This is a genomic window from Bradyrhizobium guangdongense (genome assembly GCF_006483445.1).
Classification (GTDB): Bacteria; Pseudomonadota; Alphaproteobacteria; order Rhizobiales; family Xanthobacteraceae; genus Bradyrhizobium; species Bradyrhizobium guangdongense_A.
Window position 1 is genome coordinate 1 of record NZ_PPPT01000144.1, and the last position, 12,434, is coordinate 12,434.

Annotated in this window: 13 protein-coding genes and 2 pseudogenes; 7 read left to right on the forward strand and 8 right to left on the reverse strand. The window is 64.8% G+C overall.

Going from position 1 to position 12,434, the window contains the following annotated elements; genetic code table 11:
* Window positions 1-85: pseudogene (locus C2U70_RS33520) on the forward strand (thiol-disulfide oxidoreductase); the annotation flags it as partial.
* A gap of 18 nt (window positions 86-103) precedes the next feature.
* On the opposite strand, the gene C2U70_RS20510 reads toward C2U70_RS33520, so the two are convergent.
* The 4 genes from C2U70_RS20510 to C2U70_RS20525 form a co-directional block, all read right to left on the reverse strand.
* Window positions 104-340 carry a hypothetical protein gene (locus C2U70_RS20510; protein ID WP_140980238.1) on the reverse strand — a complete coding sequence of 79 codons (237 nt, stop codon included), beginning with the start codon at window positions 338-340 and terminating at the stop codon, window positions 104-106.
* Window positions 341-976: 636 nt separating this feature from the next.
* The gene (locus C2U70_RS20515; RefSeq protein WP_140980239.1) at window positions 977-1,312 is read right to left on the reverse strand and encodes a hypothetical protein; all 336 of its coding nucleotides are present in this window, start codon (window positions 1,310-1,312) and stop codon (window positions 977-979) included.
* Between the two features lie 196 nt (window positions 1,313-1,508).
* Window positions 1,509-2,027, reverse strand: a complete 519-nt coding sequence (locus tag C2U70_RS20520) for a hypothetical protein (protein WP_140980240.1) — start codon at window positions 2,025-2,027, stop codon at window positions 1,509-1,511.
* An 81-nt stretch (window positions 2,028-2,108) separates the two neighbouring features.
* The gene (locus C2U70_RS20525; protein ID WP_186294379.1) at window positions 2,109-3,053 is read right to left on the reverse strand and encodes an OmpA family protein; all 945 of its coding nucleotides are present in this window, start codon (window positions 3,051-3,053) and stop codon (window positions 2,109-2,111) included.
* 142 nt (window positions 3,054-3,195) lie between these two features.
* Between C2U70_RS20525 and C2U70_RS20530 the strand changes: the two genes are divergently transcribed.
* Window positions 3,196-3,996 carry a lytic murein transglycosylase gene (locus tag C2U70_RS20530; protein ID WP_140980241.1) on the forward strand — a complete coding sequence of 267 codons (801 nt, stop codon included), beginning with the start codon at window positions 3,196-3,198 and terminating at the stop codon, window positions 3,994-3,996.
* 186 nt (window positions 3,997-4,182) lie between these two features.
* Here the strand turns inward: C2U70_RS20530 and C2U70_RS20535 are convergent, their stop codons facing one another.
* Entirely contained in the window at window positions 4,183-5,025 is an 843-nt protein-coding gene (locus C2U70_RS20535; RefSeq protein WP_140980242.1) for an SDR family NAD(P)-dependent oxidoreductase, read from the reverse strand.
* Window positions 5,026-5,182: 157 nt separating this feature from the next.
* Between C2U70_RS20535 and C2U70_RS20540 the strand changes: the two genes are divergently transcribed.
* The 4 genes and pseudogenes from C2U70_RS20540 (at window position 5,183) to C2U70_RS20555 (ending at window position 8,894) form a co-directional block, all read left to right on the forward strand.
* Window positions 5,183-5,560: a response regulator gene (locus C2U70_RS20540; RefSeq protein ID WP_140980243.1), complete on the forward strand. Its 378-nt coding sequence runs from the start codon at window positions 5,183-5,185 to the stop codon at window positions 5,558-5,560.
* Window positions 5,561-5,650: 90 nt separating this feature from the next.
* Window positions 5,651-6,261: pseudogene (locus tag C2U70_RS20545) on the forward strand (LysE family translocator).
* 773 nt (window positions 6,262-7,034) lie between these two features.
* Window positions 7,035-8,249, forward strand: a complete 1,215-nt coding sequence (locus tag C2U70_RS20550) for a GGDEF domain-containing protein (protein ID WP_140980244.1) — start codon at window positions 7,035-7,037, stop codon at window positions 8,247-8,249.
* A gap of 27 nt (window positions 8,250-8,276) precedes the next feature.
* The gene (locus C2U70_RS20555) at window positions 8,277-8,894 is read left to right on the forward strand and encodes a peptidoglycan recognition protein family protein (RefSeq protein ID WP_140980245.1); all 618 of its coding nucleotides are present in this window, start codon (window positions 8,277-8,279) and stop codon (window positions 8,892-8,894) included.
* Window positions 8,895-8,997: 103 nt separating this feature from the next.
* Here the strand turns inward: C2U70_RS20555 and C2U70_RS20560 are convergent, their stop codons facing one another.
* From C2U70_RS20560 to C2U70_RS20570, 3 genes are all read right to left on the reverse strand, one after another.
* Window positions 8,998-9,390, reverse strand: a complete 393-nt coding sequence (locus C2U70_RS20560) for a hypothetical protein (protein ID WP_140980246.1) — start codon at window positions 9,388-9,390, stop codon at window positions 8,998-9,000.
* Between the two features lie 346 nt (window positions 9,391-9,736).
* On the reverse strand, window positions 9,737-10,636 hold the full coding sequence (rpoH, locus tag C2U70_RS20565) for an RNA polymerase sigma factor RpoH (protein WP_140980247.1): 900 nt from the start codon (window positions 10,634-10,636) through the stop codon (window positions 9,737-9,739).
* A 216-nt stretch (window positions 10,637-10,852) separates the two neighbouring features.
* A complete protein-coding gene (locus C2U70_RS20570) occupies window positions 10,853-11,860 on the reverse strand; it encodes an RluA family pseudouridine synthase (protein WP_140980248.1) in 1,008 nt (335 codons plus the stop codon).
* On the opposite strand from C2U70_RS20570, the gene C2U70_RS20575 reads away from it, so the two are divergent.
* Window positions 11,859-12,200, forward strand: a complete 342-nt coding sequence (locus C2U70_RS20575) for a hypothetical protein (RefSeq protein ID WP_140980249.1) — start codon at window positions 11,859-11,861, stop codon at window positions 12,198-12,200. The genes C2U70_RS20570 and C2U70_RS20575 overlap by 2 nt on opposite strands.
* The last annotated feature ends 234 nt before the right edge of the window (window positions 12,201-12,434 follow it).

Genomic DNA, 12,434 nt, shown 5'->3' on the forward strand with positions numbered 1-12,434 from the left:
CGTGGCGCTGCCGGTCACGCGGTTCTTTTACGACCGCTTTGCCGATCTGCTGTTTGCCTGGAACAGATGGTGCGGGCGCTGGTGAGCGCCCCGCTTAGCAAGCCTATTTCTTCTTCGCGCCGACTCGCTCGAGCCGCTTGATCCCCAGCGGCGGGCGGCCCGATTTCTCGGAGATCTCGCGGTCCTGCTCCATGATGAAGCCGCGCGCGGGTTCGTCGCCGTCGAGGCCGCCGATCAGCTCGGCGGGCACGCGGCGGTTGGAGCGTTGGGTATCGTCTTCATAGACGACGTTGAAGAAGGCGAATTCGCCTTTCGGGTTGGTTCCGGGTTTCTTGGCCATGCGGCGCTTGTCCTCGATCAGGACGCCGCAGTCAACGCATATGGATTGCGAAGCAGGGGGAAGAGGCCCTCAATAAACGGCGGGCCGCAAAGCCCGCCGTTTATTGTTGGTCGCTCAGCGTCGTCCGGGGCTGGCGGGACGACAACCTTAGATAGAATATTACCGCGTGTCGGGTGCGGTTGGCAACAAAATTGTGACATCGTTTGATTCCGCCGTTGAGAAGTGATCGTTGACGGTCGTTCACATGGCTCGCAGCGACTCATGGCATGCGCGTTGCGTCACTTGCGCACGCGATCGTTGCCTTTGTCGTGGGAACTCGCCCTGCTTGTGCGTGAAATCAGGGATTGCGCAGGTTCCCATGTCTGCACGCTGCGATGGATATGTCCCGCTGCGCCTCGCCGGATGCGCCCGTGCCGCAAGCCGACATATCAAGCCGACATATCGCGGCGTGCGCCCGTTCGCGGGAATTGCCAATGATGATCTTTTACACCTGATTTGCCCGACGTGTCAAGTGAAATTCGGAAAAATCGTAAGCGCAGGCCCGCTCGATTTTTCTACTGTGCATGGGGTTGTTTTCAGTTTTTGTTTTGAGGCGGCCCGGGCGCCGATGGAACCGAGGTCTCAGCGCGTCTTGTCTCACCGTGCTTTGGCGCGGCTCGGTTTCAGTGCCAGCCGCGAACCCCCGCCGCCGCCGCTGCCGTCCGTCTCTTTGCGCCCCTGCGACATGATCGCGCTGCCCATCGCGGTCGAGCCGAAGGTGATGAGGAAGGAGCCGAGCAAAAGGCCGATCGCGACACCGGGTGCGCGGTCGGCAAAAATCAGTTCGCGCAGATGGCCGGGATTGAGCAGCAGCAGGCCGCCGACGAGCAGCATCGCGGCGACGGCGCCGATCGCGAGGTTGATCGCCAGCAGGCGGAACAGCGGAATGCGCAGCAGGGCGAAGCGGGTGGGGTTTTGCGTGTCGTTTGGCATGGGCGCGTTCCAGGCTCGTGCCGGTGGACTCTAGCACTCCTGCGCGTTGCTTCAAACGCGCGAGGCGCTCACCTCCCCTCGTCATTCCGGGGCGTCGCGAAGCGGCGAGCCCGGAATCCATCGCGCCACCAACTCAGCGGGTAAATGGATTCCGGGTTCGAGCTGTCGCGCGCCCCGGAATGACGAGGGGAGTGCTTTACGCCGCCGGCGCAGCCTTCGCGTCCATGCGTGCCGCGTGCTGGCGTGTGATCATGTCCTGCCACAGCGCTGCGATGCTGACCTGGGTCTGCGGCGCGATGAAGCAATGGCCCTCGGTATCGAAGCTGCAGAAGCGCACCGACGGATCGCTCTTCACCTCGATCAGGGCCCGGTTGATCATGTCGAGGCAGGCCATCACCTGATCGATGGTCTGCAGCCGCGTGTGGTGCATGATGTCCATCAGGCGGAACGCCATCATGCCGGGCTGGCCGTAGACGATGCCGGTGCGGCCGAATTCCAGGAAGACGTTCACCGCGGCCAGCACGCCCTCGATACGGTCGAGCACCCCGGTCACATCATCGACGCTGCAGGCCACCAGATGCGCGGCCTGCGGCGGCGCGGACGCCGGCGGTCGCGGGGCAAGCGCGAGCGCCGCGGTCAGCTCCTGCTCGATCCATTGCCGCACGGGCGCCGGCGCGTTGCGAATCTGGTCGGCGGTCAGCGTCACTCCGATCATGGCAGCTCTCCTTGCTCTCTGGAGCAATCTAGAAAGGAGAGCGCGCCACGTATTGACGCGGATCAAATCCGTGATGTTGCCTTACGGCGCCACCAGCTCCACCCGCCGGTTGAGCGCGCGGCCGGCCTCCGTCGCGTTGGAGCCCACCGGCGCAAGCAGGCCGACGCCGGCCGTCCGCAGGCGCGTCGGTACGACGCGAAAGCTTTTCGCGAGCTCGGCTGCGACGGCGTCCGCGCGGCGCTTCGACAGGTCGAGATTGTATTCATAGGCGCCCTGGCTGTCGGTGTGGCCGACGATGAAGACGTTGAGCTGCGGCTGGTTCGTCAGCAGCTTTGCGATCTGCTCCAGAGTCGGACGGCTCTCCGGCTTCAGCACCGCCTTGTCGGTGTCGAAATAGATGCCGTAGAGCGCGATGTGGCCGGTCTCGCCGAGACCCTTGGCCATCGCGGCCGCGTCCACCATCTTGTTCTGCATGGCGCCGAGCTCGGCGACGACGAGCTGGGCGCAGATGTCCTGGTTGTTCTGGCTGACCAGCACGCTGGCATAGGTCTCGCTGCCGCCGGAGACCTTGCGCCCGGCAAAATAGCGGTAGTTGAAGCCGTCGATCCACATCTGCGGGATCGGCAGCGCGTCCACAGCTTCCGTAAAAGGAATGCCGCCGCAGGCATCGGTGTCGCAGGCGAGCAGCGTCTCGAAGCCGGCCTTGGCCAACTGCGTCTCGAAATTGCGCGACACTTCCAGAATCGAGGGGCCCGGGTTGCTGCGATAGGCGATGCGGATGATACGCCCTTCCAGCCGCCGCGCATCGACCGGCTGCCCGTCCTTGAAGGCGGCCGCCTGCATCCGCGCGGCGTCAAAATCCTTCACCGCATAGCCGGTGGCGACGCTGCCGGAGAAGCGGCCGATGCCGGGATAGTCACGCGCACCCGCGACGTCGCGGGTTTGCGCTGGTGCCGGGTCAGCGAAGCCGAGGGAGAGCAGGGGAACGAGAACGAGCAAGCGCGGCACGGATATGAACCTGGGCATGGGGATCTCGATCGGTTGGAAATGGAGTGAGCGCAGTCTATTGGTCGCAGGTGACAAGCGATCGGTTCTGTCGCCTCGCTTTGACGGTCCAGCGGTTCCCGGGCATGATCAACGTCGCGCATTGATTTGGGAAAATTTTGACATGCTGAGATTTGGTCTGGCCGTGGCCTCGATGGTCTTCCTCGCCACGCCGTCCTTTGCCGCGCGCTGCGGCGGCGATTTCAACACTTTTGTCGCGGCCATGACCCAGGAGGCGCAGGCCGCCGGCGTCTCGGGCAGCGTGACCAGTGCGGCATTGTCGGGCGTGACGCCGGATCCGGCCGTGCTCGCCTTCGACCGCCGCCAGCGCTACACCTTCAACAAGACCTTTGAGCAGTATGTCTCGACCCGCGTCGGCGCCGGGCGCATCAGCGGCGGCAAGGCGATGCTCCAGCGCCACGCCGCGCTGCTCTCGCGCATCGAGCAGAAGTTCGGTGTGCCCCGCCAGATCCTGGTCGCGATCTGGGGGCTGGAAAGCGATTTTGGCAAGGGCGACATCGGCAAGCTGCCGGTGGTGCGCACGCTGGCTACGCTGGCGCATGATTGCCGCCGCACCGAGCTGTTCCAGGGCGAGCTGCTCGCCGCACTGAAGATCGTGCAGCGCGGCGACCTGCCGCTACGCGACCTCATCGGCGCCTTCGCCGGCGAGATCGGCCAGACGCAATTCCTGCCGTCGTCCTACATCAAATACGGCGTCGACTTCGACGGCGACGGCCATGTCGACCTCCGCCACAGTGTCCCCGACGTGCTCGCCTCCACCGCCAATCTGCTCCACACCAGCGGCTTCAAGATGGGGCAGCCCTATGGCGAAGGCACGCCGAACTTCGAAGCCATGCGCGAGTGGAACCGCGCCGTGATCTACCGCAAGACGATCGGGTATTATGCGGACAGGTTGAGGGAGTGAGGGGTGGGTAGCTACGCGAGCTGCAAGCGACAATCGACGACCGTCACCCTGAGGTGCCGGAGCGCAGCGGAGGCCTCGAAGGGCGACAGCCCGGCTGCTGCATCTCGGCCGTTTCATCCTTCGAGGCTCCCCACGCGACGCGTTGCGTCGCGCGGCTCGCACCTCAGGATGACGGAATGAACACCCTCACTTCCCCTGCGCCATCTTCTCCAGCCGCCGCTGCAGCGGCGCCCAATAGGTCCCCGGGCGGAAGCGCTGCAGAATGTCCATGAACCGCGCATCGTTGCCGATCAGGATGCGCGGCTCGTTGCCTTCGATCCCCCTGATGATGCGCAGCGCCGCCGTCTTCGGCGTGGTCTTGGCCGCGGTATCGAACCGCTCGATCGATTGCGAGCGGCGCTCGTTGTCGGTGACGCCGACCCCGGTGCGGGAGTTGCGCACGATATTGGTCGAGATCCCGCCGGGATGCACCACGGACAGCCTGACGGGGCTCTTCGCCACCGCCAGCTCATGGCGCAGGCTCTCGGAAAAACCGCGCACCGCAAACTTCGCCGCCGCATAGGCGGTCTGGCCGGGCGGAGCGATGATGCCGAAGACCGAGGAGATGTTGACGATGTGCGCCTCGGCCTTCGTCTTCAGATGCGGCAGGAAGGCGCGGGTGCCGTGCACCACGCCCCAGAAATTGATGTTGAACAGCCACTCCATCTGCGCCTGGTCGATCTCGTCGAACTGGCCGAGCAGCGCCACGCCGGCATTGTTGACGACGATGCTGAGCGCGGGATGCGCCGCGATCGCGTCAGCCGCGAAGCGTGCGATGTCCGCGGGCTCGCCGACATCGACGCGATGGGTGGTGACCTTGCGTCCCTTGCCGATTCCCTGACCAATCTCGGCCGCGACCGATTTCAGCCCGGCTTCGTCGCGATCGGCCAGCGCGAGGTCGCAGCCGCGCTGTGCGAGCTCGATCGCCAAGGCACGGCCGATGCCGCTGGCGGCTCCGGTGATGGCGGCGGCGCCGCGGATCGTGGTCATATCTCCTCCATCTCGTTGAGGCTTGATGCAGGCGAATGCGCGCCTGTGCGGAAAGCATTGGGTTCCCACAACTTTCTCAGTTTGGAACCGAACCGGCCAGCCCCTCGGAGCTTAATCCCACTCTATTTGATGACGATTGGCACGGAGGAGGACGCCCATGGGACAAGCCAGGCCATTTCGCGCGACCGCGCTCATCGTCGAAGATGATTCCATGCAGCGTGCGATGCTCAGCCTCCTGTTGGAGGAGAGCGGCTACCGCGTCATCGCATGCGAACGCGCCGAGGATGCGCAAGCCGTGCTCGAGCAGACCACCACGCCGGGGCTTTGTCTGCTGATGACCGACGTGCAGCTCGCAGGCGTCATGACCGGGGTCGAGCTTGCCCATGTCGCCAAGGCGCGCAATCCGCAGCTCGACGTCGTCGTCACGTCGGGGCGTCCCCTGACGCAGCCCTTGCCGGATGGCGCAAAGTTCTGGGCAAAGCCCTGGGCGCCGCTGGACGTGCTGCGCGAGGCCGAGCTCGCTCAATTGTCTTGACGGGGTCTTGTGTCCTGACGGGGTCTTGCCTGACGCCTTCTTGAAGGGCGGTCGCTATCTTGGCGCCGTGCGGAATGGTAAGGGCAGGGCATGTCCTGGTCCTTCCTCATCACCTCCCTGATCGTGGTCGCATCCCCCGGCACCGGCGTGCTCTACACGCTCGCGGCGGCGCTGACGCGCGGCTCCCGGGCCAGTGTGGCGGCCGCGTTCGGCTGCACGCTCGGCATCGTGCCGCATATGACGGCGGCGATGCTGGGGCTCGCCGCCGTGCTGCACACCAGCGCGCTCGCCTTTGCCGCGCTGAAATGGTGCGGCGTGGTCTATCTGCTCTACATGTCCTGGCAGGCGCTGCGCGAGACCGGCGTGCTGGCGGTGGAGGGCGGATCAAGGAACGCTCCAGCCTGTCTGTCATCGTGACCGGCTTCCTGATCAACATCCTCAATCCAAAGCTCTCGATCTTCTTCCTCGCCTTCCTGCCGCAGTTCGTCGCCGTCGACGAAAGCCAGCCGATTGCGCGGATGCTGGAGCTGAGCGGCGTCTTCATGGCGATGACCTTTGCGGTCTTCGTGGTCTACGGCCTGTTCGCGGCTGCCGTCCGCGAGCGCGTCATCTCCCGCCCCCGCGTCATGGCCTGGCTGCGCCGCAGCTTTGCCGCCGGTTTTGCCGCGCTGGGGGCGAAGCTGGCTTTCGCGGAACGTTAGGCGCTCTTTTCTTCGCCTCTCCCCGCTTGCGGGGAGAGGCCGGATTGCATCGCAGATGCAATCCGGGTGAGGGGGAGCCTCCACGAGTCCGTCTACCGCCGTCTTTGCGGCGCGAGCCCCTCACCCCACCCTCTCCCCGTAAGAACGGGGAGAGGGTGTTAGAGAGCGCGGGGCGAGGGAGTGAGAGAGGGGAGCGCTAGGCAATAAAAAAGCGGGCCTCTGCCCGCCGTTTTCGATCTTGCTTGTCGATCCGCCTTTGACGCCCGGGCGGAGCGTGCTCCACCCGGGCAAAGAACAAGAAGTAGCGTTACTTCTTCTTGGCCTTCTTGGCCTTCTTCGCCTTCTTCGCCTTCTTCGCTTTCTTAGCCATAGTATCCTCTCAAGGGTTAATGGTGAAACGCGACACGAGGGATGCTCGGCGGAGGGCCAGCCTCGCAACATCCTCGACGCTAAACTCAGCAGATTCGCGAGCCGCTGCCGCCTGCTGTCACATCTGTGTCATTACGTTATCCACAGCTCAGATGCATTTTGGGGTGATTTTTGCGCGCGAATCCGTCTTGGCGCCGGGGACGGCGTCGCCATCGACATCCCTAACGATGTGCGAAAACGGAACCACCGTTCATGAATCCAAAACCAAGGCGGTCGTTTCAGAGATCGCAGTGAGACTCCGTTAAGCGCGCCGCGCGCATTCTCCTCGCCAAGAAAACGGGGATGGTTATGGTCGAACGGCTGCCAAACAACGGGGGCGGGACGATGCGCGTGCCGCGATCGTCATGCTGAGCATATCGACGCTCTGGGTGGTGTTCGTCATCAACTTCATGGCGCTCGGCCTGATCTGGGCCTACGTCACCCGCTCCTATCCAAAACTCGAAGCCGCCCGCTTCTGGATGCTGTCCGCCTTTGTCGGTGCCGGCGGCGCGATCGTGGCGCTGACCCGCTTCACTTTCCAGTCGCCGCTGCCGCTCGTGCTCGGCGCGGCCGGCATCCTGCTTGCCGCCTGCTTTGCGGCCATGGGTATCCGCCGCTTCTACGATCGCCCGGTGTCCTGGCGCGCGACCGCGCTGATCACGGGAACCACGGTCGGTCTGATTGTCGTCTTCACCTATGGCTACGACAGCGCGCCGCTGCGCATGATAGTCTATTCGCTCGGCCAGGCGATCCCGCTCGCGATGACGCTGAAACTGCTCTGGACGTCGCCGCAGGACCGGGCCAATCCCGGCGCGCGGCTCGCCGGCATCGTCATCGTCACCATCATCGCCATCTACGCCGCCCGTGCCGTGGGTAACGTTCTGGGCGGCGATTTCTCGGCGGTCGCCGGCGGCCAGGCCCATGCCGTGGTGGTGCTCGGCCTCCTGTTCCTGTCGATGGCGCTCAATTTCGGCTTCCTGCTGATGGCGATGGATCGTTTGCGCAACGAGGTTGCCGACCTCGCGCTGCTTGACGATCTCACTGGCGTTGCCAACCGGCGTCATCTGCTGCAGCGCCTGTCGGAGGAATGCGCCCGCTCGATGCGCAGCGGCGAGCCGTTCTCGCTGCTGGTGATCGACCTCGACGGCTTCAAGACCATCAACGACACCCATGGACACGCCGCGGGCGATGCCTGCCTGCAGCATTTCACCCTGATGGCGCAGACGCGGCTGCGTCCCGGCGACATGCTCGCCCGCACCGGCGGCGACGAGTTTTGCGTCGTGCTGCCGTCGTCGAACCTGCATGAGGGCGCCGCGATCGCCCGCAGGGTGCTCGACGTCTGCCGCAGGGATGCGGAGAACTGCACCGGTGGCGACATCCCGATAGCGGTCTCGATCGGCGTCGCGCAATGGGACCATACCGTCGGCGCGCATCCGGACCGGCTGATGGCCCATGCCGACCACGCGCTCTACGCTGCCAAGAAGAACGGCAAGAACGACTATTCGGCTTACGATCCCGTGCCGACGCTGCAGCCCGACCTCATGCCGGGCCCGATTGAGGCGACGCGCAAATACGCCTAAGTTCGGGTCGTATTGGACCCGAACCGCATGATCGCTCGCCTCATTGCCACGCTTTTCGCGCTGGCGCTCCTCTCTCCCGCCTCTGCCCAGACCGATAACCTTGCTGACATCGCGCGGTCGTCAGGCACGCCCGACATCCCCGGCCTGAAGATGGTCTGGCTCGCGCCCTGGGGCGACGTCGCCAAGGCGCATCCCTGGCGCAACATCATCGTGCACCAGACCGAGGGGCCCGCGGGCTCGGCGCGCGGCGGCGCGCTGGAGCAGTCGAAGAACCCGACGCGGCGCGGCGTCACGGTCTGGGTCGAGACCGACGGCACGGTCTATTGGGCGGTCGCCGAGACGCTGGTGCCGACCCATGGCGACGGCGCCAACCGCAACGACAACAAATACATCGACAACAAGCCGACCTACCGCCAGGTGGTGCGCGACAATTCCATCGGCGTCGAATTCGCCGGCAATTATCCCGATGTCGCCAGGGGCCCAACCGACGCGCAGATCGCGGCGTGGCGGATCCTCGTGCGCGTGCTGCGCGCCCGCTACGACATCCCGCGCGAACGCGTCTATGCCCATAACTGGATCGACTATAAGGACGCCCGCTACTGCGAAGGCTGCGCGCTGGCGACGCTGGCGCGGGAGTGGGAGTAGGGAAGCGGGTTGGTGCGCCGCAGGCGATTGCGTGTCCGGACAGCCGGCGGCTCGAGCCACCGGCGCCGGACGGCAATCGACCATCACCACACTCTTCCCGCGTTCAGGAAAATGCCTTGGGCAGGTCGGCCGAAGGCTTGGTGACGATCTGGTGCGCATCACGCCAGATCACTTCGCGCTGGCGCGAGGTTGAGATCGCGCGCACCGGCAGGCCACCCTCCTCGAACAGCCAAGCGCAGTAGCGCGCGCGGCTGACGGCCTCGCGGGCCTGAGGATCAAACCAGCAAATGCCCCAGATCGTATTGCGCCGCTTGAAGTGCCGCGCGATGCGCTCGGGAATCGGCAGATGCCGTCCGAACCAGGCGAACTGGTCCGAGAGCTCCTGCCGAATCCAGTCGGGACAGTCATTCTGGTAGATGTACCATGACGCACGAAAGAACCCGCTCTCCACCCCGCTGCGCGGGTGGACGAGCGGCGTAACGAACCGCAAATACATGACGACACGGCGCGACGCCGTGTTGCGTCACGCCCCTCGTAGCCTAACGAGTGAACGGAAGAACAGCCGCGACGCGGCGCTCAGCTCATGACCAATTGCCGATCACCGATGGGCGGCGGCAGTCAGAACGGGTTGATCTCAACTTCATGTCGCCTCCCTGGAAAAGCGCTGAACAAAAGGCGCGAACCCGCGCCGGGGCGGCAGCACATACACCAGCGAACGTCCTTCGACAAGGCGGTGGCTACAGAACCTGTCGCCGATGACAAAAACGACAAACAAAAAAGCCGGCGTTGCCGCCGGCTTCCTTGTTCGTCGATCCGCCAATTGATGGCGCCGGATTGTCCGCTTAGTGCGCGGCTTCCAGCGCGGCCTGTTCCTGCCTTGCGATCGTGCCCTTGACCGCGGCCTGCACCTTTTCGAAGGCGCGGACTTCGATCTGGCGGACGCGCTCGCGCGACACGCCGAACTCGGCGGCGAGGTCTTCCAGCGTCATCGGCTCTTCGGCGAGGCGCCGTGCCTCGAAGATGCGGCGTTCGCGCGCGTTGAGCACGCCCATGGCGCCATTGAGGGCGTCACGGCGATGATCGTACTCCTCGTGCTCGGCCATCATGGCTTCCTGGTTGGGCGTATTGTCGACCAGCCAGTCCTGCCACTCGCCGGCTTCGCCGTCGTCGCGGATCGGTGCGTTGAGCGACGCGTCGCCGCCGAGGCGGCGGTTCATGTCGATCACGTCCTGGTCCGTGACGCCGAGACGGCTTGCGATCAGCTTCACCTGGTCGGGGCGGAGATCGCCTTCGTCCAAGGCGGAAATCTTGCTCTTCGCCTTGCGCAGGTTGAAGAACAGCTTCTTCTGGTTCGCGGTGGTGCCCATCTTCACGAGTGACCAGGAACGCAGGATGTACTCTTGAATCGACGCCTTGATCCACCACATGGCGTAGGTGGCGAGACGAAAGCCCTTCTCGGGCTCGAATCGCTTCACCGCCTGCATCAGGCCGACATTGCCTTCCGAGACGACCTCGGAGATCGGCAAGCCGTAGCCGCGATAGCCCATGGCGATCTTGGCCACGAGACGGAGGTGGCTGGTGACGAGTTGATGCGCCGCATCGCGATCATCATGCTCACGCCAACGCTTGGCGAGCATGTACTCCTGCTGGGGTTCCAGCATGGGGAACTTGCGAATTTCGGCGAGGTAACGGGAAAGGCCGGATTCTCCATTGAGAATCGGCAACGTAGCTGCACGGGCCATAGTGCGCCCTCCAAAGGTTCAGGCCCCCGATAGCGGCGGGCCAGGCAGACGACCGCTGTGTCAAAGCCGGCCGGGCTGCGATGTTCCGCGTCGAACTCTTCAACGCAGGCGCAATATACCCCAAGGGGGGTCATTTAGGGAAGGATTACTGACGTCACGTCCCCGTGTGGCAGCTATAACTTTTTGTAATGTAAAGCCTTTCTGAACCGGCCTGCGTCATAGCGCCGCTTTCAGGGCCCCCTCCAGGAGAAGCAAATCCTCCGGCAGAGGCGCCTCCCAGTGGAGAAGTTCTCCACTCCTCGGGTGCTCCAATACCAGCAAATATGCATGCAGGGCCTGCCGTCCCAGGGCGGCCAGGGCGGCCTGCGATTCCGGCCCGAGCTGGTTCGCCTTGGTCTTGAAATGCGGGCCATAGACGGCATCGCCCATCAGGGGGTGGCCGATATGGGCGAGGTGGACGCGGATCTGATGGGTGCGCCCGGTCTCGAGCTCGCAGGCGAGCAGCGTCGCGATCGGCTTGCCGTCGCGCCCGGCAAAAGTCTCCAGGACCTCCCAATGGGTCACGGCCTCCCGGCCACTCTGGCGCACCGCCATCTTCTCCCGCGCATGCGGGTGGCGGTCGATCGGAGCCTCAACCGTGCCGCGATGGCGGCCAGGCACGCCCCAGGCAAAGGCCATGTAGCCGCGCCGCATCGGCCCGGTGCGGCCGTGGTCGGCGAATTGCGCTGACAGCGAGGCATGCGCGAGGTCGTTCTTGGCGACCACCATCAGCCCCGTCGTGTCCTTGTCCAGCCGGTGCACGATGCCGGGCCGGCGCACCCCGCCGATGCCCGACAGCGACGTGCCGCAATGGGCGATCAGCGCGTTCACCAGCGTGCCGGTCTCGTGGCCTGCCGCGGGATGCACCACCAGCCCCTTCGGCTTGTTGATGACGATGATGTCGTCGTCCTCGAACACGATATCGAGCGCGATATCCTCGCCCATGGGCTCCGCGGGCGCGGCCTCCGGCACGTCGATTATGATCGTATCGCCTGAAGTGACGTGATAAGCGGGGTCGCGGACCGCGGCAGCCTTCAGGCTCACCGCGCCCGCCAGAATCAGGGTTTTCAGCCTTGATCGCGACAGCTCGGTGAGATGCGCCGCCAGCACGCGGTCGAGCCGGGCCGAGCCCTCGTCGCCGCCGACCACGACCTCCAACCGTTGCGCTGACCCTGAGCTTTCCATGACGACGTCTGATACCGTTGTTCCCGAACCAACCCCCGAGCAGGCCGCGCTGTTCGCGCGGGTGCGGCGGATGATGCTGATCGCGGGATTGACCACGGCGCTGGCCGTCTGCGCCGTCCTGATCGCGGTGGGCTACCGCCTTTTCAAGTCTGAGGGAAGGGCGCCAGAGGCGGCCGACATCACCGCGACCCTGCCGAAGGGCGCCAAAATCGTCGCGACCGGGGTCGCCGGCGACCGCCTCGTGATCACCCTCGATATCGGCGGCGTCACCGAGATCCGCACCTTCGACGTCCACACGCTGAAACCCGCCGGAAAGCTCAAATTCGCCAATGAGCCATGACGCTTGGGTTTTGGGGAACGGCTCCCCGAACTCAATCGTCGTCCCGGATAAGCTCCCGGCAACGCCCAAGCGTTGTCCGGAGCGCAGATCCGGGACCCAAAACCACAGGGAGCAGTTGTTTTGCAAGATGGCGGCGCGTATTGGCCGCAACAACTACCATTCGGGGCAATGGGTCCTGGCTTTTCGCCAGGACGACTCTGGAGAAACCCGTTGATCCACGCTTGCCGCCAGCGG

Bases quoted from the DNA above. Each gene is read 5' to 3' on its own strand.
- C2U70_RS20510 (WP_140980238.1), bottom strand. From the start codon at position 340: ATGGCCAAGAAACCCGGAACCAACCCGAAAGGCGAATTCGCCTTCTTC.
- C2U70_RS20515 (WP_140980239.1), bottom strand. From the start codon at position 1,312: ATGCCAAACGACACGCAAAACCCCACCCGCTTCGCCCTGCTGCGCATT.
- C2U70_RS20520 (WP_140980240.1), bottom strand. From the start codon at position 2,027: ATGATCGGAGTGACGCTGACCGCCGACCAGATTCGCAACGCGCCGGCG.
- C2U70_RS20525 (WP_186294379.1), bottom strand. From the start codon at position 3,053: ATGCCCAGGTTCATATCCGTGCCGCGCTTGCTCGTTCTCGTTCCCCTG.
- C2U70_RS20530 (WP_140980241.1), top strand. From the start codon at position 3,196: ATGCTGAGATTTGGTCTGGCCGTGGCCTCGATGGTCTTCCTCGCCACG.
- C2U70_RS20535 (WP_140980242.1), bottom strand. From the start codon at position 5,025: ATGACCACGATCCGCGGCGCCGCCGCCATCACCGGAGCCGCCAGCGGC.
- C2U70_RS20540 (WP_140980243.1), top strand. From the start codon at position 5,183: ATGGGACAAGCCAGGCCATTTCGCGCGACCGCGCTCATCGTCGAAGAT.
- C2U70_RS20550 (WP_140980244.1), top strand. From the start codon at position 7,035: ATGCTGAGCATATCGACGCTCTGGGTGGTGTTCGTCATCAACTTCATG.
- C2U70_RS20555 (WP_140980245.1), top strand. From the start codon at position 8,277: ATGATCGCTCGCCTCATTGCCACGCTTTTCGCGCTGGCGCTCCTCTCT.
- C2U70_RS20560 (WP_140980246.1), bottom strand. From the start codon at position 9,390: ATGTATTTGCGGTTCGTTACGCCGCTCGTCCACCCGCGCAGCGGGGTG.
- rpoH (WP_140980247.1), bottom strand. From the start codon at position 10,636: ATGGCCCGTGCAGCTACGTTGCCGATTCTCAATGGAGAATCCGGCCTT.
- C2U70_RS20575 (WP_140980249.1), top strand. From the start codon at position 11,859: ATGACGACGTCTGATACCGTTGTTCCCGAACCAACCCCCGAGCAGGCC.
- C2U70_RS20570 (WP_140980248.1), bottom strand. From the start codon at position 11,860: ATGGAAAGCTCAGGGTCAGCGCAACGGTTGGAGGTCGTGGTCGGCGGC.